The organism is Alcaligenes sp. YSL9, from assembly GCF_030515105.1.
Taxonomy (GTDB): domain Bacteria; phylum Pseudomonadota; class Gammaproteobacteria; order Burkholderiales; family Burkholderiaceae_B; genus Alcaligenes; species Alcaligenes phenolicus.
The window spans coordinates 191,801-215,169 of the sequence record NZ_JALXJU010000004.1; the positions used below are offsets into that span (position 1 = coordinate 191,801).

General features: G+C 58.2%; 20 protein-coding genes. 5 read left to right on the forward strand and 15 right to left on the reverse strand.

Going from position 1 to position 23,369, the window contains the following annotated elements; genetic code table 11:
* The first annotated feature begins 12 nt into the window (after positions 1 to 12).
* Both M2Q46_RS17390 and M2Q46_RS17395 read left to right on the forward strand, forming a co-directional pair.
* Complete coding sequence (locus M2Q46_RS17390) at positions 13 to 1,020, forward strand: FecR domain-containing protein (protein WP_302357722.1); 1,008 nt, start codon at positions 13 to 15, stop codon at positions 1,018 to 1,020.
* Positions 1,021 to 1,275: 255 nt separating this feature from the next.
* Positions 1,276 to 3,813 carry a TonB-dependent siderophore receptor gene (locus M2Q46_RS17395; protein ID WP_302357723.1) on the forward strand — a complete coding sequence of 846 codons (2,538 nt, stop codon included), beginning with the start codon at positions 1,276 to 1,278 and terminating at the stop codon, positions 3,811 to 3,813.
* Between the two features lie 240 nt (positions 3,814 to 4,053).
* Here the strand turns inward: M2Q46_RS17395 and panD are convergent, their stop codons facing one another.
* Complete coding sequence (gene panD, locus M2Q46_RS17400) at positions 4,054 to 4,614, reverse strand: aspartate 1-decarboxylase (protein ID WP_009461218.1); 561 nt, start codon at positions 4,612 to 4,614, stop codon at positions 4,054 to 4,056.
* Positions 4,615 to 4,875: 261 nt separating this feature from the next.
* Between panD and M2Q46_RS17405 the strand changes: the two genes are divergently transcribed.
* Complete coding sequence (locus M2Q46_RS17405; RefSeq protein WP_088451587.1) at positions 4,876 to 5,655, forward strand: ABC transporter ATP-binding protein; 780 nt, start codon at positions 4,876 to 4,878, stop codon at positions 5,653 to 5,655.
* Positions 5,656 to 5,995: 340 nt separating this feature from the next.
* On the opposite strand, the gene M2Q46_RS17410 is transcribed toward M2Q46_RS17405, so the two are convergent.
* Positions 5,996 to 6,613 (reverse strand): flavin reductase family protein, encoded by a 618-nt coding sequence (locus M2Q46_RS17410; protein WP_035269337.1) that lies wholly within the window; start codon positions 6,611 to 6,613, stop codon positions 5,996 to 5,998.
* Between the two features lie 161 nt (positions 6,614 to 6,774).
* Here M2Q46_RS17410 and M2Q46_RS17415 point away from each other — a divergent pair, with 161 nt between their 5' ends.
* The gene (locus tag M2Q46_RS17415; protein WP_115634720.1) at positions 6,775 to 7,752 is read left to right on the forward strand and encodes an AraC family transcriptional regulator; all 978 of its coding nucleotides are present in this window, start codon (positions 6,775 to 6,777) and stop codon (positions 7,750 to 7,752) included.
* A 22-nt stretch (positions 7,753 to 7,774) separates the two neighbouring features.
* On the opposite strand, the gene M2Q46_RS17420 is transcribed toward M2Q46_RS17415, so the two are convergent.
* Genes M2Q46_RS17420 through M2Q46_RS17440 form a run of 5 tightly spaced genes read right to left on the reverse strand, consistent with a single transcriptional unit; the run spans position 7,775 to position 12,999 of the window.
* Positions 7,775 to 9,367, reverse strand: a complete 1,593-nt coding sequence (locus tag M2Q46_RS17420; RefSeq protein ID WP_302357728.1) for an NAD(P)/FAD-dependent oxidoreductase — start codon at positions 9,365 to 9,367, stop codon at positions 7,775 to 7,777.
* 1 nt (position 9,368) lies between these two features.
* Positions 9,369 to 9,980 carry a flavin reductase family protein gene (locus M2Q46_RS17425; protein WP_042484910.1) on the reverse strand — a complete coding sequence of 204 codons (612 nt, stop codon included), beginning with the start codon at positions 9,978 to 9,980 and terminating at the stop codon, positions 9,369 to 9,371.
* Between the two features lie 25 nt (positions 9,981 to 10,005).
* Positions 10,006 to 11,250, reverse strand: coding sequence for a styrene monooxygenase/indole monooxygenase family protein (locus M2Q46_RS17430; RefSeq protein ID WP_302357731.1), 1,245 nt, complete (start codon positions 11,248 to 11,250; stop codon positions 10,006 to 10,008).
* A 56-nt stretch (positions 11,251 to 11,306) separates the two neighbouring features.
* Entirely contained in the window at positions 11,307 to 12,089 is a 783-nt protein-coding gene (locus M2Q46_RS17435; protein ID WP_226349105.1) for an SDR family oxidoreductase, read from the reverse strand.
* 22 nt (positions 12,090 to 12,111) lie between these two features.
* The gene (locus M2Q46_RS17440; protein WP_035269964.1) at positions 12,112 to 12,999 is read right to left on the reverse strand and encodes a transporter; all 888 of its coding nucleotides are present in this window, start codon (positions 12,997 to 12,999) and stop codon (positions 12,112 to 12,114) included.
* Positions 13,000 to 13,329: 330 nt separating this feature from the next.
* Between M2Q46_RS17440 and M2Q46_RS17445 the strand changes: the two genes are divergently transcribed.
* Positions 13,330 to 14,718 (forward strand): DUF6056 family protein, encoded by a 1,389-nt coding sequence (locus M2Q46_RS17445; RefSeq protein ID WP_115634716.1) that lies wholly within the window; start codon positions 13,330 to 13,332, stop codon positions 14,716 to 14,718.
* Between the two features lie 416 nt (positions 14,719 to 15,134).
* Here M2Q46_RS17445 and M2Q46_RS17450 read toward each other — a convergent pair whose 3' ends face one another.
* The 8 genes from M2Q46_RS17450 to M2Q46_RS17485 form a co-directional block, all read right to left on the reverse strand.
* Entirely contained in the window at positions 15,135 to 16,172 is a 1,038-nt protein-coding gene (locus M2Q46_RS17450) for a TRAP transporter substrate-binding protein (RefSeq protein ID WP_063689941.1), read from the reverse strand.
* A gap of 141 nt (positions 16,173 to 16,313) precedes the next feature.
* The gene (locus M2Q46_RS17455) at positions 16,314 to 17,603 is read right to left on the reverse strand and encodes a TRAP transporter large permease (RefSeq protein ID WP_021447142.1); all 1,290 of its coding nucleotides are present in this window, start codon (positions 17,601 to 17,603) and stop codon (positions 16,314 to 16,316) included.
* A gap of 15 nt (positions 17,604 to 17,618) precedes the next feature.
* A complete protein-coding gene (locus M2Q46_RS17460) occupies positions 17,619 to 18,122 on the reverse strand; it encodes a TRAP transporter small permease (RefSeq protein ID WP_086060719.1) in 504 nt (167 codons plus the stop codon).
* Positions 18,123 to 18,893: 771 nt separating this feature from the next.
* Positions 18,894 to 19,625: an SDR family NAD(P)-dependent oxidoreductase gene (locus M2Q46_RS17465; protein WP_009463811.1), complete on the reverse strand. Its 732-nt coding sequence runs from the start codon at positions 19,623 to 19,625 to the stop codon at positions 18,894 to 18,896.
* A 21-nt stretch (positions 19,626 to 19,646) separates the two neighbouring features.
* Positions 19,647 to 20,048 carry a Zn-ribbon domain-containing OB-fold protein gene (locus tag M2Q46_RS17470; RefSeq protein WP_026483927.1) on the reverse strand — a complete coding sequence of 134 codons (402 nt, stop codon included), beginning with the start codon at positions 20,046 to 20,048 and terminating at the stop codon, positions 19,647 to 19,649.
* Positions 20,048 to 21,229: a thiolase family protein gene (locus M2Q46_RS17475; protein ID WP_239054948.1), complete on the reverse strand. Its 1,182-nt coding sequence runs from the start codon at positions 21,227 to 21,229 to the stop codon at positions 20,048 to 20,050. Before M2Q46_RS17475 ends, M2Q46_RS17470 begins: the two co-directional genes overlap by 1 nt.
* A gap of 4 nt (positions 21,230 to 21,233) precedes the next feature.
* Positions 21,234 to 22,865, reverse strand: coding sequence for an AMP-binding protein (locus M2Q46_RS17480; RefSeq protein WP_088451599.1), 1,632 nt, complete (start codon positions 22,863 to 22,865; stop codon positions 21,234 to 21,236).
* Between the two features lie 19 nt (positions 22,866 to 22,884).
* On the reverse strand, positions 22,885 to 23,367 hold the full coding sequence (locus tag M2Q46_RS17485; RefSeq protein ID WP_009463815.1) for an aromatic-ring-hydroxylating dioxygenase subunit beta: 483 nt from the start codon (positions 23,365 to 23,367) through the stop codon (positions 22,885 to 22,887).
* Positions 23,368 to 23,369 lie beyond the last annotated feature (2 nt).

Below are 23,369 nucleotides of genomic sequence, written 5' to 3' on the forward strand. Positions count from 1 at the left end.
TTACCCGCCCCCATGAGCACCTCCGAACTGCATCCCGACGATACGCTGGAGCCTTCATTTGACGCGCTGGAGCAGGCCGCCGAATGGTTTGCCCTGCTGCGCTCGGACGAGGCCTCGGCCCAGGACCGACAAAGCTGGCAACGCTGGCTGGCCGCTCAGGCCGAGCATCGCAAGGCCTGGCAGTATGTAGAGCGCATCAGTGGCCGCTTTGAACCGATACAAAGCAGCGACAGCCGCCAGGCTGCCGTCCAAAGCTATTGCCTGGCCAACCGACGAATGGGACGCCGCCGCCAATTGCTGCTGGGCCTGGGCACACTGGCAGGCAGCAGTTTGGGCAGTTGGCTGGCCTGGCAGCATACGTCCTTGCCCGGCACAGTAATGGCCTGGTCAGCCGAGCATCGCACCGCCCGTGGTGAAGTCCACCAACTGACTTTGCCCGATGGCTCTACCGTTTGGCTCAGCTCCGACACTGCAATGAACCACGACTACCGAGGCAATCAACGGCTGCTCTCCCTGGTTCAGGGTGAAACTCTGATCGATACAGCGGCCGATCCTGCACGGCCCTTTCTGGTCGAAACCCGTCAAGGCTTGCTGCGTGCCTTGGGAACACGCTTTACGGTGCGGCTGGACGGTCAGGAGACTTTTCTGGCGGTGTATCAAGGCGCTGTACAGGTGGACACGGCAAACAAGCGCCAGCAGCACATTGTCCATGCCGGTCAGCAGACACAGCTTTCGCGTACCGAGATTGCGGCTACCACTGCTGTCCTGCCCGAGCGGCAAAGCTGGACCAAAGGCATCCTCGTCACCGACAACACACCCTTGATCGAGGTCGTGCGCGAATTGCAGCGCTATCGCGGCGGCCACCTTAGCGTTTCACCCGAGGCGGCCCAGCTGCCTGTAATTGGCAGTTATCCCTCCACCGATCCGGACCGGGCCTTGAGAATGCTGGAAGGGGTGCTGCCCATTCGCATCAAACGAACCCTGCCCTGGTGGGTCAGCATTGAGCTTGCCGAGCACTGACCTTGATTCAGACACACATTCACGGGCATCAGCCGCCGTGCATGACAAGCCGGTTTACGGGCCTATTCAAGCGGCCCAATGCTTCAAACCGGCTATTTCCACTTTTCCGAGTTCCGCTTTTCCTTGGCGTGTTCGATATACCTGATGAGGGCATCGTTTTACCCGTCTCCTGGCACAAAACCAGAATCTGACCAGGACACACGCAAACCGGCTCGCTCTCGCCGACTACACCGCTTCCAAGGAGCAGAATTCATCATGCCCGGCTATTCCCAGCCTGTCGCCCGAGGGGCGAACTCTTTTGGTGCCATGCACTTTTTCCGACCCGGTTTCAAACTAAGCCCCTTGGCCTGCGTGCTGAAACTCGCCCTGGCCAGCGGTGCATTGAGCCTGGCAAGCTGGCATCCTCAAGCCCACGCCCAAACCATCAACAGTGCGTCTGCCAAACAACAAAGCTACAGCATTCCAGCGGGCCCCTTGAGCACAGCGCTGGCTCGCTTTGCAAGCTTATCCGGCGTACTGGTCGCTGGAGCCGGTGAGCTGGCCAGGGACAGAAACAGCCCAGGCGTTTCCGGCACGTTTTCGCCCCAGGCCGCGCTGGATGCACTGTTGGCCGGTACTGGCCTGACTGCTGTTGCCAGCTCGGATGGCAGCTACCATCTGCGCCAAGTCCCAGAGGCACCTGCCGGTGACGTCACCCAGCTGAGCACCGTAACCGTACGGGGACGACTCGATCCCAGAACCGAAGGCACAGGCAGCTACACCAACGCATCGGCAAGCTCGGCCACGCGCATGAACCTGACTGCACGTGAAACCCCGCAGTCGGTCAGCGTGATCACGCGCCAGCGGCTCGACGACCAGGGTTTACTCACGCTTAATGACGCACTCAAGCAGGCCACCGGCGTCAAGGTACAAGAAGGCGAAGTGTTGGGCACGACTTATCAGATCCGCGGCTTCTCGCTGGATACGGCACAGCTTGACGGCGTGCCTGTCTCGCTGGGCGCAGGCGGCTCGGAAGCGGCCGCCGACATGGCCATCTACGACCGTGTGGAAGTGGTACGCGGCGCGGCGGGTCTGTTGCAGGGGGCCGGCAACCCGGGCGGCACGCTCAATCTGGTGCGCAAGCAACCCACCCGTGAATTTGCCGCCAGCGGCAGCGCGATGGTGGGATCGTGGAACAGCTATCGTGTGGAAGCCGACGTCTCCAGTCCACTCAACCACAGCGGTGATCTGCGTGGGCGGGTGGTGGCCGTGCACGACGACCGCGACTCCTTCGTGGATCACGTCAAGGAACGCAAGGAAGTGCTGTATGGCGTCTTGCAATACGACTTCACTCCCTCGATCACGGCCACCGTGGGGGTGGACCATCAGCGCACCAAGGGTACGCCCAACGGCACTGGCGTCGTCTTCTTTGACGATGGCGGCGATCTCGAACTGCCACGCAGCACTTACCTGGGTGCCGACTGGAACCACCGGGCCACCCGCAGCACCACCGTGTTCGGCGACCTGACCTGGGAGATGGACAACGGCTGGCAGACCAAGCTGTCGGCCAACCGCCAGCACTACGACGTAGACACGGTGTTTCTGTCCGCCTCGGGCGCGGGCGTGGACCGCAACACGCACCAAGGCCCACTCCTGAACTACGCACGAGCCAGCAGCCTGAACCGCACCCAGACCAGCGTGGACCTGTACGCCTCGGGCCCATTCTCCTTGCTGGGCCGCAAGCATGAGCTGGTGGTGGGTGCGAACATGCGCCGCAATCCCACCGAAACCGACCAGGTGCCGCTGCGTGAATACGCCAGCATCCGGCCCGATGTCTTTAACTGGGACCCCACCTCGCTGCCTCCGCCCAATATTGGACCCTATGAATCGCGCACCGCCACCACCACCAAGCAGTCGGGCATCTATACCGCTGCTCGTCTAAGCCTTGCCGATCCGCTTACCTTGATCGTGGGTGGTCGTTGGAGCTGGTGGGACTACAGCAGCGACAGCACCAATCTGCTCACCGGCGCCAACACGGCCTCCTCGAGCTACAAAGTCAGTGGCGAGTTCACACCGTACGCCGGTCTGATATTCGATCTGAACGATAACTACTCGCTGTACGCCAGCTATACCGACGTGTTCCGTCCGCAAAACGCCATCGATCGCAACGGCTCCTTGCTCAAGCCCATCGTGGGTGCCAACTACGAGGCGGGTATCAAGGGTGAATTCCAGGATGGCCGCGTGCAGGCTTCGCTGGCGGCCTTCCGTATCGAAGAAACCAACCGCGCCCAGACCGATCTGGACGGCCCCAAACCGTGCCCCTACACCACCAGCGACTACTGCTCGATTGCCTCAGGCAAAGTGCGCAGCGAAGGGATTGAGGCGGAGTTGACAGGTGAACTGGCCCCAGGCTGGAATCTGACGGCTGGCTATACCTACAACACCACCAAGTACGTGAAAGATGCGGCCAACCAGGGCAAGCCCTTCAACACGCGCACGCCAGAACATATGTTCAAGCTCTTTACCTCTTACCGCCTGCCAGGCTCGTTGCGCCAGTGGACAGTGGGGGGTGGCTTCACGTGGCAGACCAAATTCCTGTACGAGAACACGGCCGGCACGATCCGTATCGAGCAAAATCCTTACGCCGTGGCTGATCTGATGGTGCGCTACGACTTCACGCCCAAGGTTTCAGCCACCCTCAACCTGAACAACGTGTTCGACAAGAAGTACTACCGTTATATTGCCCACGAACGCGCCTACAACTACTACGGCGACCCACGCAACGTGATGCTGACGCTGCGCGCCCAGTATTGAGGCTGAACGTGAACAAGGTGCTCAAGCGCTCTGATTGCAGTGCTCTGGGTACCTTGTAGTCTGACGGCGCCCTGTGCACCATGGCGCTGTGCTCAATGCCATATTCAGGCCTGTGTACCAGATATAATTCGGCCACAAACTGACTGAATAAAAAAACGCTGTGTTTGCCGCCTGAGGCAGTGAACACAGCGTTTTTTAATACAACCATCATCGGGCCTGTTGCGGCCCGGTGAAGAACAATCAGTTCTGGTTCGCAGGCGCGAAATCGGCCAGGTGGCAGGACAGGATATCGGCAATGGCACGATCATCCAGGCCACGAGAGCGCAGGTCTGCGGACAGGGCGTCCACGTCAACACGGGCCAGTGGGCGCTCTGCACCGCGAGGGCGGTCGTCGCGAACCACGCGGAAGTCGTAATCGCGCTGGGCGGTCTTGGCCACTTCGTAGTGCATGACTTCATCCACTTCGTTTTCCGGCGTGAAGGTCAGCACGGTAGGGCGCAGGGAATACAGGTCTTCGGAGTTCATCACGTATTCGGTTGCGCAGATGATGACGGTGTCGCCCTTTTGACAGGTACGGGCCGCCGCGCCGTTCAGGACCACACAGCGCGAGCCGGGTTCACCGAAGATCACGTAGGTAGAAATACGGGCGCCACTGTCCTTATTCCAGATTTCCACAAACTCCATGGGTAAAATGCCCGCTTGTTCGCAGATTTCAGGATCCAGTGTGATCGAGCCGTGATAGTTCAAGTCGGCACCGGTCACCTTGATACCATGCAGCTTGGCACGGACCACTTTTTTCATGACAACACTCTCTAGAAACAGGTCCCCTGTAACGGACACCTAAGCTTGGCTAAAACGCGGCTTGCGCTGCGCCCTTAGCCCGATCAGGGCTGCGGGAAAGACTGCATCATAAACCCAGAAATGCGCGCAAATCCGTTTAGACCCACAGATTTGTACGGGAAAACCACAGCATCAATGATTTGCCTGACGGCCAGTCTGTGCTGTAATCCCCTCTGCCGCGTCGCGCCGGTCTTTTTTATTTTCAATACGATACCGTTTTCCATGCCCAACCTGCTCATCGAGAATATTCACAAACGCTATGGTTCCCTGGAGGTCCTCAAGGGAGTCTCTCTCAGCGCGGAGCCGGGCGATGTCATCAGCCTGATCGGGTCCAGTGGTTCGGGCAAAAGTACGTTTCTGCGTTGCATCAACTTTCTGGAAACGCCCAATTCCGGCCGTATCGTCATCAAGGGCGAGGAACTGAAAACCCGTCTGGACCCCAAAACGGACGAACTGGTTGCGGTAGATAAACAACAGCTCAAGCGCCTGCGCACCAGCCTGGCCATGGTGTTCCAGCACTTCAATCTGTGGTCCCACATGACGGTGCTGGAAAACATTACCGCCACGCCCATTCATGTACAGGGCATGGACAAGGCGCAGGCCATTGCCAAAGCGGAGCTGTATCTGGACAAGGTAGGCCTGTCGCGCGATCTGGCCAAACAATACCCGGCCTTCTTGTCGGGCGGCCAGCAGCAGCGTGTGGCGATTGCCCGAGCGCTGGCGCTGGAACCTGAAGTGATGCTGTTTGACGAGCCAACCTCGGCACTGGACCCCGAGCGTGTGGGCGAGGTTCTGCGCGTTATGCAGAATTTGGCCGAAGAAGGGCGCACGATGGTGGTGGTTACGCACGAAATGAGCTTTGCGCGCAACGTCTCCAGCAAGGTGGTGTATCTGCACGAAGGTCAAATCGAGGAAGAAGGCCCGCCAGAAGAAGTGCTGGTGTCGCCACGCAGCCCTCGTCTGGCACAATTCCTGGCAGCGGGCGGTTCGTCCAAGAGCTAAGATGCCCGCCTACGGCGCGCAATACGGACTGACGGGTCTGTGACTGGCTATCTGCCCCTTGGGTCGGTCAGATCGTTCAGTCACCGAGCAATCGCGAAGCAGCAGGTTCGCCAAGCCTGCCAAGCTGCGACACGACGAAAACATCGAAAAGCCGGATCGCCGGGCCGCCGGATCGCCAGAACGCCAGACAGCCGAATGTATATCAACAGGTAAAACAGCCCAAAGACTTCGGCCACACTCTGAGCAGACATAAAACAAACGGCGCCTTTCGGCGCCGTTATGCATTTGCAACCATCCTAATGAAGCCGCCAACCAGCAGCTTCTGACTACAGCCCTGCTATCAGGACTTGGGACGTGGCATATCAAACAAGGCCAGGTCCGTAATCTCAAAGTAATCGCCAGGACCACCACCACGCAAAATCGGACGTGGGATCGCAGTGCGGTAAATGCCGTCCACGATGCTGTTGGGCGACACATGCACGCCGACCACTTCGCCCAGCACCATCCAGGTGTTCAGATCCTTGCCTTCCGAGTCTTTCAGCTGAAAGTGCGTCGTCACCTTGCACTCCAACGAGGCATGGCTCTCGCCCACGCGGGGGGCATCAATCAGGCGGGAATCCACAGGCGTCAGACCCGCGACTTCAAACTCGCGCACATCTTGTTCCAGGCTGGTCATGTTCATGGGTTCGGCCAGATCACGGGTAGCCAGGTTCCAGGTAAAAACGCCGGTTTCAATTGCGTTGCGCACGCTGTCTTTGTAGCCCACGCTGGAAAAAGCGATGACAGGCGGGCGATAGTTGAACACGTTGCAGAAGCTGTATGGAGCCAGGTTCAGCACACCTTCCTTGCTTTTGGTGCCAATCCAGCCGATGACACGGGGACCCACAATAGAACTGATCGGGTCGTGGCGCAGTCCATGGCCTTGTGTGGGTTCGTAGAAGTGAAAGTCTTTCTGCACGGTTCTCTCTGTTAATAAACACAACAAACTAAACGGGACTGCGGGAAATCCCGGTGGCCCACTGATATACTTTACAACTAAAATAAAGCCGCTGCAAACCGTTGAAACTCAAGGTTTTACGTATCCTTCCTGCCTTTCAGAACCATCTAGGCACATGAAACATGGAAAATAAGCCCGATCACTGGGCACGTGTAGCTTCTGCTGACCTGGAACACGTGCGCAAATCTGTCAGCGATATGTTCAAGTCGCACCAGCTCAAGCAGCTACGTGCCGATCAGACCCTGCAAACCCGGCTGCGTCACGCCCAGTTTGGTCAGGTCGCCTTGAGCCGCCTGGGCTATGGCGCCGACGTACACATACAACCTGATCACCTGGCCGGTTTCTACCTGGTCCAGATGCCCCAATACGGCACCGCCAAAATTCGCTGCGGTGGCCAAACCGTGGACTCCAGCCCCTACGCCGCCACGATCCTGAATCCCAACGAGGACGTGGATATGATCTGGCACGCCAATAATGAGCAATTAATGCTCAAGATAGACCGCAATCTGGTGGAACAGGCTGCCCGTGGCATGGGCCTGGACGTAGGCCCGCAAGGTTTGCTGTTTCCGGTACGCCTGGAGGCGCACACCCAGCCTTCCTGGCAAATCATGCTGCGCTACGTGCTGGACTGTGCACGCAACTACGAAGACATTCGCCGCTCGCCGTTGATTATCAACCAGCTGGAGCAATTGGCGGTGACAACCTTGCTGGATCTGCACCCGCCGACTCAGATTCAGGCCCTGAACCCCACTCGCATCCTGCCGCGCCATTTGAAGAAAGTAGCCAGCCATTTGCATGAGCAGGCTCATTTGCCGGTCACGGTAGACGAACTCAGCACCATTGCGGGCGTGAGCTCCCGCACCTTGCAACAAGCCTTCCGAGACCACTACGGCGTCAGCCCCATGCAGTACCTGCGTCAGGTTCGTCTGGACCGTCTGCGCCACGAACTGATCCATTCCAACGAACCTCACCTGACGCTGGCCGACCTGGCCATGCGCTGGGGCTTTGCACACCAGGGCCGTTTCAGCGCCGAATACCGCAGCCGCTTTGGCGAAACGCCTAGCGAGACCCTGCAACGAGTGCGCGGCGGCCAGCACTAAGCTGACCGCCTCACCCGTCCTCTCACCCCTTCAAGATACGCTGGGCTGCCAAATAGCCGGATTGACCACCCAGGCCAGGGCCTGGATGCACCGACGCACCAATTTGATGCAGATTGCGCCAGGGCGTGGTGCCACTGCGCGCGTTCTTGTGTCCTGCAAAAGGACGCATGAAAAAGAACTGATCCGGTGAGCACACCCCGCTATACGGATCGCCCCCCACCAGATTCATGTTCAAGGCTTCCAGATCCGCCGGGCTGACACTACGACGCCCGATAATCTTGGCAGCCAGGCCAGGCATGACGGTTTCCAGACGGGCCTGAACGCGATCGGCCATCGCCTCGCGCACGGCTTCGTTCCAGCGTCCATCCGCTGGCACAGGAATCTCGCCCGCTTCATCGCCTTTGATGTGACGCGGCAGCTCCTGCATTTGTACCCATAGAATCCAGTGCCCTTCCGGTGCACGAGTCACATCCACCGCCACCGGCTGGCCCACGGCCAAGGTCGGTTTGGCAGGCAGATAGCCATTGCTGGCCGTCACCACCGAAGAGCACACCTGCTCCATGCTTTCCGTCACATGCACCATAGGGACATGGCGCAGTTCCGGGTCAAGCCAGTCGGGCGGGGAATTCAAGGCAAAGTGTATCTGCATGCCGCCCCGACCATAGTGATAATCCTGGGCGGACTTCAACAGCTCGGGTTCTACTTCCGGCAACAAGTCGCCGTACAGCTGACCGGGCGTCACATTGCAGACCACCGCACGGCGGGCCAGATAGCGCTGCGTACCCACACACACGCCGGTGGCTTTATTGCCTTCCACCAGCACGCGATCCACATGGGAATTGGTCAGTACCGCCCCACCTGCTTCTTCAATAATGCGGGTAAAGGCTTTCACAATCTGATAACTGCCGCCTTTGACGACAGGCATACCGCCACTGACCACAGCACTGAACGTCAGCTTGCCGATCAGGGCCGAGCTGGCTTCATCCGGGCCCAAACCGCTATGCAGCACCCAGGGAGCAATCATGGCGCGGGCCAGGTCGCTGCGCAGTTCGCGCATGGCCCAGCGCCGAAAGCTTTCCAGCGCTTGCGAGCCAAAGGACATCAAGCCATCCAGACCCCGTTCGCGCCAGGCACCAAAGGCCAGTTTGGCCATGGGCCAACGGTAAGGCTCACCGCCCAGCAAGCCAAATACCAAACCGGCATCCGGGCCAAACATGCGAGCCGCCATGGCACCCAAGGCATCGCCTTCACCCGGCATCAAGTCATTGAAGCGACGTACGGTGTCGTCCATATCCTGACGCAAGGCCAGCGACGGGCCACCAGGAATGGCCAGACCCGTGCTGTATTCGCCTTTGACAAACTCCAAACCGGCTTTGGCCAAGGGTTCAGCCAAAGTGGCATAGGATGCACCGCCCATGAACAAGGGATACCAACTGGACAGAACATCATGGGTAAAACCGGGGAACAGCTCTTGCGTACGGATGCAGCCCCCGGCCACCGCATTGCGCTCCAGCACTGTCACCAACAAGCCGCGTTGGGCCAACAAGGCGGCACAGGTCAGGGAGTTCATCCCGCTGCCGACAATGACTACATCAGCGCTGTGCGCATCACTCATTTCAACGGTCTCCGCTAGGCGTGGTCAGGTTGGCGAAACGGCCACGGTGAAACACCGCAGGCTCGTGTTCGGTCAGCGTGGTGTGGCGCACCACACGGCCAATAAACAAGGTATGGTCACCACCCTCGTGCTGACGGTAGTTCTCGCACACAAAGGTCGCCACACAATCGTCCAGCAGTGGCACGCCTTCTTCACCATCCACATGCGAGACCAGCGAGAACTTGTCCTTGACCTGGGAGTTGGCAAACCCCAGGGCCACGGGCACTTGCTCCTGGCTGATCACGTTGATCGCAAAGTGGCTGCACTTCTCGAAAATTTCCAGGCTGGGCGAGTGATTCACCAGGCTCCACATCACCAGGGGCGGCTCCAGCGACAGGGACGTAAAGGAGTTGATGGTCAGACCCACCGCCCGGCCATCGGGACAACGAGTCGTGACAATGGCCACACCCGTTGGAAAATGGCCCAGTGCCTGGCGAAACGCACGGCTATCGACCACATTCAGATTGGACGGTGTGGGTTTGGCGTCAGCGGCTGCCAACGCTTGGGCAGACACGGCCTGCCGCTGGGCAGCGGTTTGGGACGAGGAGTCTTGCAGCGTTGCGGTGGGGGTCATGATACGTCTCCTTGAATACTATCTATCAGGCAGCCACAGATTGGCTGCGAGTCTTCTCGATCAATGCCTGAGCGGCACTCAGATCTTCCCAGGCCGGGAACAGAACCGGCGGGTGGTTAAAGCTGTTGGCCAGGAAATGAGCCAGGGCGGGCGATTGCTGAGCCGAGGTCAACAAGGCAAAAGAAGAGTCGGTTGGTGGCTTCAACATGGAGTTGGTCCAGCGCACCACCAGATTGGCGTAATCCCAGTAACGCTCGAACGTTTCCTGCATCCAGTTACGGTCAAACGCGCCTTCACCACGTTGCAAAATGCTGTCCAGATACACTTGGGCGGCTTTGGCGGCGTTGTTGGAACCTTGGCCGGTAATGGGGTCGTTCACGACCACGGCATCACCCAGACCCAGCACCATGCGGCCCGAAGGCAGCGTCAGCACAGGTTTACGAACTGTGGGAGGGAAAGCACCGGACAGGTAACCCTGAGCGTCAGTCAGTTCCACATTACGGGCTCGGTCGCCTTCCCAAGGCAGGAATTCGCGCAGGAAAGAAACGCTTTGCTCCAAATGAGCTTCGGGCGTCTTGGCATCGCGGAAACGATCCAGTGGGCCACCGGGCACGCCTTCGAACACCATGATGTCGCAGGGACCGGACAGGGTCAGCGAGGGGAACACAAAGTATTCGCCCACACCGGGGATGAAGTTAAAGGACACGCGCGAGTATTCAGGCGTAGGCTCCAGACCATGTACATAGGTCAGGGCCAGGGCGCGCTGAGGCTTGTCGTACATGGAACGCTGATCGTCACGCTCGAACAACTTGACCACTTCGCCCTTGCCGGCAGCCAGCATGGTCAGGTCGTACTCCTGGGTGATGCGCTCCAGTTCGGCCACGCCCACGTCTTCCATGATCAGCTTGCCGCCACGCAGCTCGAACAGCTCCAGCCAGTAAGGCATTTTTACGCGCTGGTCAGTTGCCTGGGCTTCACGATCCAGACGGCCGCTCCAGTCCACGGCTTTGGTGTCAGGCTGTTCAGGGTTGGGCAGAGCAAAGCCAATGCCTTGTACAGGCGGGCATTCGTCGTCCCAGAAATTCAGGCCCAGGCGGCGCTCTACGTCCAGCGCCTCGGCAAACATGCACTGGCTGGACATCACGCGGCCACCACGAACATCGTCGGGGCTGCGGTTGGTGAAAACGGCTACGTCGTAGCCCTTGGCCAAAAGACCGAATGCAACGGGCATGCCAGCCTGGCCAGCGCCCACAATAGCAACTTTACGCATGATTTTTTCCTTCTGAGGGAGCTAAGGACGCCACTGCGGCGGCGTCCTGGTTTTTCTTATTCAGCCAATTTGGGAATGGCGGGTACACCTTGCTCGGGTCCCATGGCCGAGTAGCCGCCATCCACGGAGTAATCGGCACCGGTCACGAAACTCGCGGAATCCGAGAGCAGGAAGGACACGACTTCGCCCACTTCCTGGGGATCGCCCACGCGGCCCAGCATGTGAAATGCCGAGGCCACGCGGTCGGTCTTGGCACGGTCACCGCCCGTCAGCTCGTCCATCACGCGCGACCAGATCCAGCCGGGCGAGACCGAGTTCACGCGGATACCGTCTGGAGCAAAGTCCAGCGCCATGCTGCGTGTCAGTTGCAACAAGGCAGCCTTGGAGACCGGGTACAACCAGCGCCCGGTTTGAGCAATCGAGGAGGAGATCGACGTGAAGTTGACGATGGAACCACCACGCGGCAACAAGGGACGCACCGCCTTGGCCGCCTGCACGGCGCTAACCAGGTTGATGTCCAGAGCCTTGAGCCAGTCAGCACGGCTGGACGCCATGCCTTCATCCAGATAGGAACAGGCCAGGTTGACCAGACCATCCACACGGCCAAAATGCGCCTGCACCTGCTCGATGGCGGCATTCAGGCTGTCATCGCTGGTAATGTCCACTTCCCAGAATTTGGCTTTGGCGGCATCGTTGCCTACGGCTTTCTGGCCACCTGCAGCATCAATATCAAACACGGCCACACGTGCGCCGTAGCCCATCAGCACCTCGACCACACCTGCGCCTACACGCGTTGCGCCGCCGGTAACGATGACTACCTTATCCTTCAGTCCTTTCATGTCGCTCTCCTGCCGCGGGCCCTTAGAACGGAACCGCTACTTTTACAAAAAATTGTTTTCCTTCGGGACGGCCACGCACGCCCAGATCCTGCTGGTACTTGGCCGTAATCAGCAGACCTTTGTCATTGGCGTAACGCAGGCTGGGACCAATGGCGAAGGCACGAGCCTTGCTGTCACCGGCCATGGGGCCACGGTCGCTTTCAATCTGTTGATAGGCGTAACCACCCACACCCAGCACCAGGCCATTGCCAAAACCCCAACCCACGGCGTAGTCGGCGTGAATGGCTTTACCTGTACGGGTTTCGGTGTCGCTGTTGCGGAAGTTGAAGTCCACCATCATCTTCAAATCCAGGTTGATGCCGCTGGGCTGCATGTAGCTGAACGCAGCAGCGGGCTGAATGGCCCAGTAGTTGCGGCCCAGGTTGGCGCTGTCGGTCACTTTGTAGCGGCCAGTTGGGGCAACAAAGTCCACGCCCAGGATGTAGTGCATCTTCTCGCTGGGGTGAAAGCCCAAGGCCGGACCAAAAACCACGTCACCCAGACCGCTACGGCGCTGGGACTGACCGGCGGCCTGTGCCTTGACGGTCAGCAAGGGAGCCAGGGCGTGGAACGCCAATTGGCCGCCAAACACCTGCTGGTCCGTCACCCAGACCAGACGCGGCGCAACCATTGCCACATCGACCTTGAAGTCAGGAATAGGCAACTTGTCGCCGTTCTTGTCACGCACCGAGTCGTAACGCATGGCACCGCCATACATCAGCAAGTGCACTCCGGGTGGCGGCAGGGCACCACTCATGAAGTTTTCCAAACCATCGGGATAAATAGGCAGGCCGTTGCCTTCAATGGCACAGGCCGGGCCGGCGCCCAATACCCCTGCACCCAGAACCACTGCTGCTATTTTTTTATTGATGTCCCCCACGTCCGTTCTCCTTTTGTTTTTTAGGTATGACGATGGAGCCAATGGTAGAAGTGCTCTTTTTGTCGGTATATCCACTTTGCGCAGCGCCTAGCCAATAAGCGCAAGAAGCCGCAAAAGCAGGGAAAACCCCGATTTGGTTTAGATTTAAAGGATGACGATCAGTAAGGCCGTTAAACGCTGTGTTTCAACGGGTATATGAGATAATTCCTCGCTTCCCGCCCAGTAAATAATCAATATCACCTGGGCCTGAACACCCAGGACGGCGAGCGATGTGTAATACCGTCGTCGTGGACCTGGCCACAAACACGCCGCTTCATCTCGATGAGCCCAACTCTCTCTTTTGCTGAATCCCGATTCAGCCAGCCCCTGCTCGGCCACCGTTTTGGTGCCTGGGCCTTTATTACTTTTGCGGTGCTGGCCCTGATGGCTACGTGGGCCATTTATTGGCTCACCCCCATGATCTCGGACGACTTCAATTACGCCAACAAAGGCATTGCATGGACGTCGATCAAGCAACATTATCTGCAATGGAGCGGTCGTCTGGTCTCGGATACGCTCTCCAGCGCCATGCTCACGCTGGCTCCGGGATGGCTGAAAGCCACACTGAATACAGCGGCCCTGTTTGGCCTGGTCACGGTGCTGACAGCTCTGGGGGCCCAACTGGCCGGACGAGCCTTGCGCCCGTCTTTACTGCTGCTGGTGTTCACCTTGTATTGGCTGGTCAACCCCCATCTGGGGCAAACCACATTCTGGTTGGTAGGCGCCGCCAACTACCTGTGGCCCAATCTGTTCAACTTCGGTTTTGTGCTGGCCTTTATTTACTACTTGCAAAAGGGCAAGCCCTCTGTGATCACAGGCTTGGCGCTCTGCCTTCTGGGCCTGCTGGCCGGTTGTTCCAATGAAAACACCGGCATTATCAGCTGGTGTTTGCTGGCGTATCTGGGCCTAAGGCACTTTCAGCGCACAGGTTCGCTCGGTTCATGGCATCTGGTTTGGTTGCTCTGTATGGGGCTGGGAGTCGCCGTGCTGGTCCTGGCGCCAGGCAATCAAGTACGCGCAGAGGTCTTTGCTCATTGGTATGACCAGCCTTTGTTATGGCGCATTGGGGAGCATTTTGGTCGTCGTTTCCCGGACGCCCTATTGCGGTACTGGGGGGTGATCCTAGTGATGCTGGTTTGGCGTTTTGCCATAGGGCCTGCGTCTTCTGAATCTGTACGCCGGGCAATGTGGCTGCTCATTGGCGCATCGCTTCTGGCCAATGCCATTCTGGTTCTGGCACCTAATATCCCCAAGCGATCCTTGAATGGCGGCTTGATGTATCTGCTGGTGGCCTTGTCTATTTACGGACATGATTTATTGGCGCAAGGGCAACGCGCTATACCCATGCAGCGCAACCTGTTAGTAACCTTGGGGGCCTGCGGCACGCTATGGCTGGTGTCCAGCGGATTAATGTTGCGCAGCTATCACGGCACCTGGGAGCAGGATCAGGTACGACGCGCTATCTTGGCCGATGCCCACAAGCATCAGCGTCATCACGTAAAACTACCCAAGTATTTTTTCCTGCCCACGTTGCGTTCGCGGGATCGCTTCGATATGCACTTTGACCCCAAAGCCATGGCCCGATACTTCCGGAGCAAGGCGGTGATCAATGAATATGCCGTCAATCAGCACTATGACCTGGAGACGGGGGCACCACCGCCCACGCCTTAAAGCTTGAGGACTTGTGCATTTCCTCCGCTGCAAGCCGATTCAGGCCCTGGGGGGTCTGGCAGGGCGAGTCAGACTACTTGCCGCAGGCAAGGGAGAGCGTAGGGATGCAAGCATCCTGCTGTTTGAGCCGGACGCTTGTACTTGGTCCGGGGGACCAAGTACCCGGCGAGTTCAGGATGCGCCCGTAGCTCTCTCTTGACCAGGGCACCGGTGCGCCGCACCGGCAAGTGGTCAGCCCTGCCAGACCCCCCAGGGCCTGAAGCGGCGTTTTACAGGGAGAAGCGTCCACAATGACTACAGCAGCAACCCGGCTGCCTATCCTTTGCCCTCACAACAGCCCCTCCCAAAAACATAAAAAAACCCCGCTCTCCCAAAGGAAAGCGGGGCCAAGACTGTAGTGTGTCTCTTGCTGCGTATTACTTGGCAGCGCTCAGCTCTTTGATCTGCTCGCGGAAGTAGGCCAGAGCGGCTTTACCGTCAATGCCCTTCTTGTCAGCCGCTTTGATCCAGTCTTCTTCAACAAAGGCCAGACGCTCTTTCATCTGGTCTGCTGCTTCACCCTGGATGCGCAGTGTTTTCAGGCCAGCTGCTGTGTGCTTCTCAATGGCTTGCTGTTCGGCAGCCTGCCATTTGGAACCGAAGTCGTTGGCAATCCATTCGCCGCTGATTTTCTCGATAGCAGCACGGTCGGCTTCCGACAGACTCTTCCACTTGCGCTCGTTCATGAACATGTACTGGCTGGATTTGCCAAAACCACCTTCCACGGACACGGCAGTCTTGACCAGCTTGTCCAGTTTCCAGTTATCCAATTGGTCGTACTGGAAGTACATACCATCGATCACACCACGCGACAGCATTTCATAGCTGTCCGATGCAGGCGCGTTCACCGTCACGATGCCCAACGCTTTACCGATGGCATCAAACAAGGGGCTGGGCGAACGCAGCTTCTTGCCTTTCAGATCGTCAATGCTTTGCACATTGTCCTGACTGGTGAAGATCACGGTGGCAGGGCTGGTCCACATACCCAGCAGTTTCACGCCCCTGTGCTCGTTGGCACCCATCATGAATTTTTCGTAGGTGCGCCAGTAGGCAACCGAGTTCACGCCGCCATCATCCGTGGTGAAAGGCAGTTCAGCAAATTCGATCAGCGGGAAGCGGTTAGCCGTGTAGCTGTGTACCGACATGCCCATATCAGCAATACCGTTACGCACCAGATCCAGGTGAGCCTGCGGCTTGCCCAAGGCGTTGATGAACTCCACCTTCACGCGACCTTCCGTGGCTTTTTCCACTTCCTGGGCCCAGGGCTCGAACATATTGGTCACGATGAAGTGGCCTGGCGGCATCCACTGGGAAAAACGCAAGGTGGTAACTTCAGCCGCAACCGAAGGCATGGTCGGTGCCAGGGCTGCTGCAGCCAGGCCCAGGCTCAAGGCCAATTTTTTGAAAACACGCATCTCGACTCCTCGTAAATTATTTTGCTGCCGGGCCACTACAGCCCGGCGTCTTGGCCACTTGATGGGACGTTAAGCAGGTCCTGGACCTGCACACCCGGCGGCTTTACTGCTGCCCGGATCACAACTGCATCCGGGCCGGGTTTACATACTGTTCGGGACAACCAGAACAATCCAGGGGACAAACACCAGCAAGAGCAAACGCACGATATCCATCATTACAAAGGGAGTCACACCCCGAATAATGGTGCCCAAAGGAACATCGGGCATCACGTTCTTGATCATGAAAATGTTCAGACCCAACGGAGGGGTAATCAGGCTGATTTCAGCAGCCACCACCACGATGATGCCGAACCACACCAGATCAAAGCCCAGAGAGGCCACAATCGGGTAGAAGATAGGCACCGTCAGCATGACCATGGACATGGTTTCCAGGAAACAACCCAGAACCAGGTAAATCGCGCAGATGATCAGAATCACCACAATGGGCGAGACATCAATACCCTGGATGAAGCCCAGCAACTGATTGGGCAAACCAGCCACGGTCAGGAAGTTGGTAAAGACCAGCGCACCAATCACCAGCGCAAACATGATGGCCGTGGTTTGAGCGGCTTCAATCAGCACCGTCAGGTACATGCGAGGCTGCCAGCCACGACGCTTCAGGGTCAGCAAGAAGGTCGCTGCAGCGCCAATACCCGCCGCTTCTGTCGGGGTGAAGACACCCCCGTAAATACCGCCCATGATGACGATGAACAGCACGGTAATGGCCATCACGCCTTTGGTCGCCTCAAAGCGCTCGCGCCAGCTGGCTTTCTCGCCAGGACGGCCCAGATTCGGGTTGATCGCGGTAATGATCATCACCGTGATCAGGTACATCAGCATGGCGATCATGCCGGGCAAAAAGCCTGCCGCAAACAGCTTGCCAATGTCGGTTTCGGTCAGAATCCCGTAGACCACCATCATCACGCTGGGTGGAATCAGAATGCCCAGCGTGCCGCCTGCCGCAATACTGCCGGTGGCCAAGCGGTCGTCATAGTTGTACTTGCGCATATTGGGCATGGCTACACGACCCATGGCCGCGGTGGTGGCCATACTGGAGCCACACAGTGCACTAAAGGCACCACAGGCAACAATCGTGGCCATCGCCAGACCACCACGCAGGTGACCAATAAAGGCGTGAGCGGCTTTGTACAGGTCCTTGGACAAGCCCGAGGCATTGACCAGATTACCCATCAAGATGAACAGCGGCAGCACGGTAAAGCTGTAACTCATAGCCGTGTCGTAGCTGGTCTGCGCCGCCATGGTCAAGGCCGCTTCCATGCCGGTAAAGAAGGCAAAACCCAGCGTACCAACCAGCAACATGCCCCAGGCAATGGGCAAACCCAGAAATAAGCTACCCAGCAGGACGGCCAGTCCGATAATAGAAATCAACATGAAAAAACTCCGTCTTTATCGGCGGGGAGAGCTAAAAATCTTGAACAGGGAAGCCACGGTGGCAATGCCTGTCATGGTGGCGATGATGTAGGCAAAAGGGGCAATCGGCACTTGCAAGGCATTGCTCATATCGCCGTAGTCGGCCAGCTCGTTGGCGTGACTCCACAGGTAGACAGTCAACACGGCCAGCATGACGGTAGAGACCACATTGATCACGAATTGCTGGATACGACGCGCCACTGGACCTAGCCAGGCGTCAATCAAACTGACGGTCAAGTGTTGCTGGTGCCAGGTAACACGCGGCAAGGCTGCAAAAATCAGCACACCCAGCAAGAGTTCGCTGGCTTCATAAGCGCCCAGCAAAGGGGCGTGAAATACATACCGGCCTATCACGTCCACAGTAGTGATCCCTGTCATCAGGATCAAGATGACCACACAGGCAGCATCCAGAATTGTCTCTACAACTCGTACTACTCCACGTGAACGCACCAGCTCCATTCCTGGCAGATCGTCGTTCATTACAGCTCCACTCTTTTTGGCCGGCGAAGGCCCGTTTTTTGGGTCATCATGCACCTCGAAAAATCGACGCGCATTGTTATATTTCTGTTCTAAATAGTTTATAGATGAACAAATCCAGGTAAATAGAAAGAAACCCTTAATTCCATCCAAAATCATGGAATCGTGGTTTCTATCTCACATAGCAAGAAATACGGTCACAAACTGCCTCGCTTGTCCTGTGCAAGAGCTGATAAAAATTGCTGGAACAGGCGCGAGTACTGGCTTGGCGCAATGTCGAGCAGGCGAACATTGGCTTTAAGAAGGGCAATAAAAGAATCAGCCCACTAGCAATCAGGCAGCATCCGGACCGGTAGCCAAACCCTCAGGCCCAGGTGTTTCATGTGACAAAAAAAGAGTCGAAAATGAACAGGCCCCTCACGTGTTGGACATACTTCCATGCGATGCGAGCAGGTCTGAAACAGCAACTTTTGACACCAAAAACCGGGGATAAAAAGCCAAAATCGGCCTCTGCGACAAAGAAAAAAACTTAGGCAGCAAAAAATCCCGGCACCGCTGACCAGCCGCCACCAATCAAGACGGTCCCTTCAGCCGTTTGTTTAAACGACACTCGCCGCCAGACATGCTGGAGCAGATAGTCCATCAAGGGGGCTGTGCCATCCAAAAGCAAAAACCCCCTTGGAAAACCAAGGGGGTTTTATATGCCGTCAAGCAAATGGACTCGCTCCTGAACGCACTCAAAGCGCGATCACGGGCAGTCCCCTTGCCCGTCGATCAGATCGTCAGCGTACCCACGCTGGCACCGCCGCAGACATACAGCGTCTGGCCGGTGATAAAGCTGTTTTCAGGATCCGAGAAGAACATGGTTGCGCGGCTGATGTCATCCGCACGGCCCAGACGCTTCACAGGGATCGCGGCAGCCAGCTTGGCTTCGCGCTCGCTACCGGCTTCGACCACGTCGTAGAACATATTGGTAGTAATGGGGCCGGGGGCAATCACGTTGACGGTAATGCCTTGGTCCGCCAGTTCCAGCGCCCAGGTACGGGCCATGCCCAACATGCCAGCCTTGGTAGCAGCGTAGGCGGTACGGGTTTGCAGACCCAGCGCACCCCGCGAAGACATCAGCACAATGCGGCCAAAGTGGCGCTCGCGCATGCCAGGAACCACTGCCTGAGTAATCTGCAAGGCCGCGCCCAAGTGAATCTGGGTCAGACCCTGCAAGTCTTCCAGCTTGACCTCGTCCAGCAAGGCCGGCCAGATCACGCCTGCGTTGTGGATGAAGTGGGTCACTTCAAAGCGCTCGGCAATATCCTTGGCGGCTTTTTCGGTTGCTGCTGCATCCAGCAAATCCACCTGCACGCAGTGCAGACGCTCGTGCGTCCAAGGCAGGACATTGCGCGCCATGCTGATCACGGTGTAACCCTGATCCAGCATCTTGCGGCAAATGTCTTCACCAATACCGGTGCTGCCGCCCGTCACAATGGCGGTGTATTGAGCTTGTGTCATCTTGATTGTCTCCAGGCAAATTCAGGGCGCAGGGCGCGCCACCAGCACGGCTACGCCGCCAGCATCCAGCTCCAGACTCAGGCGCACTTTCTCGTCCGCCTGCCCGCCTTCGGGCAAGTGGGCGATGGCAAAAGGGCCGCAATCCAGGGCAACTGTGCCGATACGCCAGGGCAGTCGTGCCTGAAAGTAGGGTTCATTGCTGTGATGCAAGGTGGTCGTGGCCTGCAGAACACCCGTGTCGGCAACGGCCTGCCAGTTCAGCGTCGTGTGCAAGCAATGGCCGCACACATCGCGGGCGGGATACTGCACCGTGCCGCAGGACGGGCACACTTGCAGGGCGAATTCGCCGCGTTGGGCGGCTTCGGTCAGTCCGGCTGCCGTGGCGCTGCGTGCACCCGGTGGCAAGATTTGGGTGTCGCTCATCACTGCCCCCGTTCCAGCAAGGCCGCAGCAGTACAAATGCCGCGGTCGTAATTAATCATGCCAAAGCCGGACACCAGGCCTATGCGGGCATTGGCCACTTGCGTGTCGCCTGCGGTATCCGTCAATTGGCGCAAGGCCTGAACCAGTCCCAGGTAGCCGCCTGCTGCACCGGCCTGGCCTACCGATAGCTGTCCGCCGCTGGTATTGAAGGGAAAGCTGCCGTCCACCGTAAAAGTGTTCTTGCGGATGAACTCCGGGCCTTCGCCCTTGGCGCAGAATCCCAGGTCTTCAAACTGCAGGACGTTGATGACGGGGTAGTCATCGTAGGTTTCCATGAAATCCACGTCTGCCGGGGTGAGGCCCGCATGTTCGTAGAACGCATCCTTGTCCATGGCCCAGCCACCGCGATGCTGCACAGGGTCTTCAGGGAAAGCGTTGTGACGCTCGATGGTAGAACGGATACGCACATAAGGCAGGCCCAGTGCTTCGGCCTGTTCACGACGCATGACCAGATAGCCTTCGGCTCCAGCACACGGCATCACGCAGTCAAACAAGTGGATGGGGTCGGCAATGACGCGCGCCTCCATGTACTGTTCCAGCGTCAGCGGTTTTTTCATCAGGGCATGCGGATTGCGCAACGCATTATCGCGCTGGGCGACGCACAGCTTGCCGAAGTCTTCACGCGTGGCACCGTAGTGACGCATGTAGTAGTCCGTCAGCAGCGCAAAGCTGGCGTTGGGGCCACCGGCACCGTATGGGTAGACGGCATCCTGCGAGAAACGCGAGAAGCCCGACACCGTGTTCTTGAAGGACTCACGGTGATTGGTATCGCCCGCAATACACGCCACGATGGACGCATCGCCACACTGCACGGCACGAGCCGCACGGCGCATGGCCACCACACCGCTGGCTCCACCCATAGGGATGTGGTCCAGCCAGCGTGGGCTCATCTGAAAATGCTGCATCACACCGACGGCACTATCCGAACCCAGCGTGAAGCTGGATACGCACACGCCATCGACGTCGGCTTTTTTCAGGCCGGATTGGGTCAGCAACTGGCCCAATGCCGCACCCAGCCACCAATGCGCGGTCTGCTCGGAATGGCGTTCGTAGGGAATGGTCACCGGAGCGACCAGCACCACATCGTCATAGCCCTGGCGGGCTGCTTGCGGCAGGGCCATGGGCTCAGGCCTCCTGACGTTTTTTCAGGTGATTCGTGTTCACGCAGGCCGGGTTCTCCAACGCAGCCAGAGCAACCGTTTTCAGTTCACCGCGCTGGATCTTGTTGGTCGAAGTCAGCGGCAAAGCATCCACAAACAGAACGTAGCCGGGCACCTTGAAATAGGCCAGCTGGGTCAGGCCCCACTGCACCATTTCCTGGGCAGCCTGTTCGCGCTGTTCCTGGGTTTCAATTGGGTTGTGCGGCACCACCAGCGCCATCACTTCGTCGCCACGGATGGCGTCGGGCACGGCGGCCACGGCAATGGAGCGCACCAGCGGGTGCTGCTGCATGATGTTTTCCACTTCCACGGCAGCGATGTTCTCGCCACTGCGACGGATCACATTCTTTTTGCGGTCCACAAAGTGCAGATAGCCTTGTTCGTCACGGCACACAATGTCGCCCGTGTGGAACCAGCCGCCTTCCCAGGCTTCGTCGGTTGCTGCCGGGTCTTTCCAGTAGCCGGAGAAAAAGCCGTAGCGTGGGTTGTCACCGGCCGAGCGCACCAGCAATTCGCCGTTTTCACCGGCTTGAGCGGGTTCGCCATCGTCCTTGCGCAACAGCACTTCCACCACGGGCATTTCCTTGCCAAAGCAGGAGGTGCCGATAAAGCGGGGCTCGTGATTGGCGATGATGCTGGCACCCGCGCCGGTTTCCGTCATGGCCCAGGCTTCCAGCAGGGGGAAACCAAAGCGTTCTTCAAAGATAGGATGCAGACCACGGTCCACGCCGGCGCCAAAACCAAAGCGCACGCTGTGTTGACGGTCTTTTTCGCTGGCCTCGGCCTTCATCAGGATGGCAGGCATCACACCCAGGTAATGCACCACGGTTGCGCCGGACTCGCGCACCGAATCCCACCAGCTACGTGGGTGGAAACGGTCCAGGGAGATCAGGCAGCCGCCGGTCTTGATCATGGCCATAGTCGAGCAGGCCATCGCATTCATGTGGAACAGGGGCAGCGGAGTCAGCATGCGCTCTTTGCCATGCTCCAGCGAAGCCAGACCACCAATGTCGCGGTACCACTCGCCAGCATAATGGAAGTACTGGTTAGCCAGCATGCAGCCCTTGGGGCGGCCTGTGGTGCCGGAGGTGTACAGCAAGGCACATTCGCTGTTTTCATCAGGAATGTCACAGGAACGGGAGGCGGCGCGCTCCACCATAGGAGGCACATCGCCATCGGCCATGATGGCAAAAGGCTGACCAGCACGCTGAGCCGCTTCCACCAGATCCTGGTGACGGCTGGGCAGGGCGATGGCCATGATCATTTCCGAATGGCCGATCAGGTATTCCAGCTCGGCAGCGCGCAAATCAGGATTGATTGGCACAATCGACACGCCCAGGCTGTTCAGTGCGAACCAGTGCAGGAAGAACACGGGGCGGTTCTCCAGCAGGATGCCGACGCGGTGGCCGTGGCCGTAGCCAGCAGCGGCGTAGCCGGCGCGCAAGGCGTCGATACGCTCCAGAGCCTGACCGTAAGTCAGCTCGCCCGCTTCAATACCGTAGATCTCGGCGGTCTCAGGCAGGGTACATACAAAGGGCTTGTCGCCCCATTTCTGGGCGGTGTCTCGAAAAGCCTGGTAGACCGTGGTGTTGGCCATCAAAAATTCTCCTGTCCTATCACATAAACAACTGGATATTGCCGAAAGGCGCGTCGCAATTGAGCAGATCCACCCGTTTCAGACGGATCTTCAAAGCGTCGTCCTGGCGCACCAGGGTGTAGGTATTCCAACCCACATAGATATCTTGGTTGTCGCCACGCGTTTCCGTGTAATGGAAGGCGCAACGCACGGTGTATTCGCCTTTTTCCTCGTCCATGCTTTCCACAGTGGGTTGCTGGAGCAGGTGATGGCTGCGGCTCTTGGGCTGCTGGGAAAAGGTACGGCGGCCTGCCAGACGTTCCACACGGATACGCAGCAAGAGCTTGTCCTCGTGCATCAGGGACGCATGCAAGCGGGCGTCCTGCTGATCGTGCACCAGCGGCATCCAGTAGTAGCCATCCTCGGTGAACAGGTCGAGCCATTGCTCGTAGCGCTGTTCATCCAGCAGGCGGGCTTCCGCATACACAAAATCGATAAGGGCCTGACGGCTGATTTCGCTCATGG

Coding starts and splice junctions, on each gene's coding strand:
- M2Q46_RS17460 (WP_086060719.1), bottom strand. CDS start 18,122: ATGAACGACGATCTGCCAGGAATGGAGCTGGTGCGTTCACGTGGAGTA.
- M2Q46_RS17430 (WP_302357731.1), bottom strand. CDS start 11,250: ATGCGTAAAGTTGCTATTGTGGGCGCTGGCCAGGCTGGCATGCCCGTT.
- M2Q46_RS17445 (WP_115634716.1), top strand. CDS start 13,330: ATGAGCCCAACTCTCTCTTTTGCTGAATCCCGATTCAGCCAGCCCCTG.
- M2Q46_RS17475 (WP_239054948.1), bottom strand. CDS start 21,229: ATGGCCCTGCCGCAAGCAGCCCGCCAGGGCTATGACGATGTGGTGCTG.
- M2Q46_RS17395 (WP_302357723.1), top strand. CDS start 1,276: ATGCCCGGCTATTCCCAGCCTGTCGCCCGAGGGGCGAACTCTTTTGGT.
- panD (WP_009461218.1), bottom strand. CDS start 4,614: ATGAAAAAAGTGGTCCGTGCCAAGCTGCATGGTATCAAGGTGACCGGT.
- M2Q46_RS17405 (WP_088451587.1), top strand. CDS start 4,876: ATGCCCAACCTGCTCATCGAGAATATTCACAAACGCTATGGTTCCCTG.
- M2Q46_RS17485 (WP_009463815.1), bottom strand. CDS start 23,367: ATGAGCGAAATCAGCCGTCAGGCCCTTATCGATTTTGTGTATGCGGAA.
- M2Q46_RS17415 (WP_115634720.1), top strand. CDS start 6,775: ATGGAAAATAAGCCCGATCACTGGGCACGTGTAGCTTCTGCTGACCTG.
- M2Q46_RS17480 (WP_088451599.1), bottom strand. CDS start 22,865: ATGGCCAACACCACGGTCTACCAGGCTTTTCGAGACACCGCCCAGAAA.
- M2Q46_RS17450 (WP_063689941.1), bottom strand. CDS start 16,172: ATGCGTGTTTTCAAAAAATTGGCCTTGAGCCTGGGCCTGGCTGCAGCA.
- M2Q46_RS17470 (WP_026483927.1), bottom strand. CDS start 20,048: ATGAGCGACACCCAAATCTTGCCACCGGGTGCACGCAGCGCCACGGCA.
- M2Q46_RS17390 (WP_302357722.1), top strand. CDS start 13: ATGAGCACCTCCGAACTGCATCCCGACGATACGCTGGAGCCTTCATTT.
- M2Q46_RS17435 (WP_226349105.1), bottom strand. CDS start 12,089: ATGAAAGGACTGAAGGATAAGGTAGTCATCGTTACCGGCGGCGCAACG.
- M2Q46_RS17465 (WP_009463811.1), bottom strand. CDS start 19,625: ATGACACAAGCTCAATACACCGCCATTGTGACGGGCGGCAGCACCGGT.
- M2Q46_RS17455 (WP_021447142.1), bottom strand. CDS start 17,603: ATGTTGATTTCTATTATCGGACTGGCCGTCCTGCTGGGTAGCTTATTT.
- M2Q46_RS17420 (WP_302357728.1), bottom strand. CDS start 9,367: ATGAGTGATGCGCACAGCGCTGATGTAGTCATTGTCGGCAGCGGGATG.
- M2Q46_RS17425 (WP_042484910.1), bottom strand. CDS start 9,980: ATGACCCCCACCGCAACGCTGCAAGACTCCTCGTCCCAAACCGCTGCC.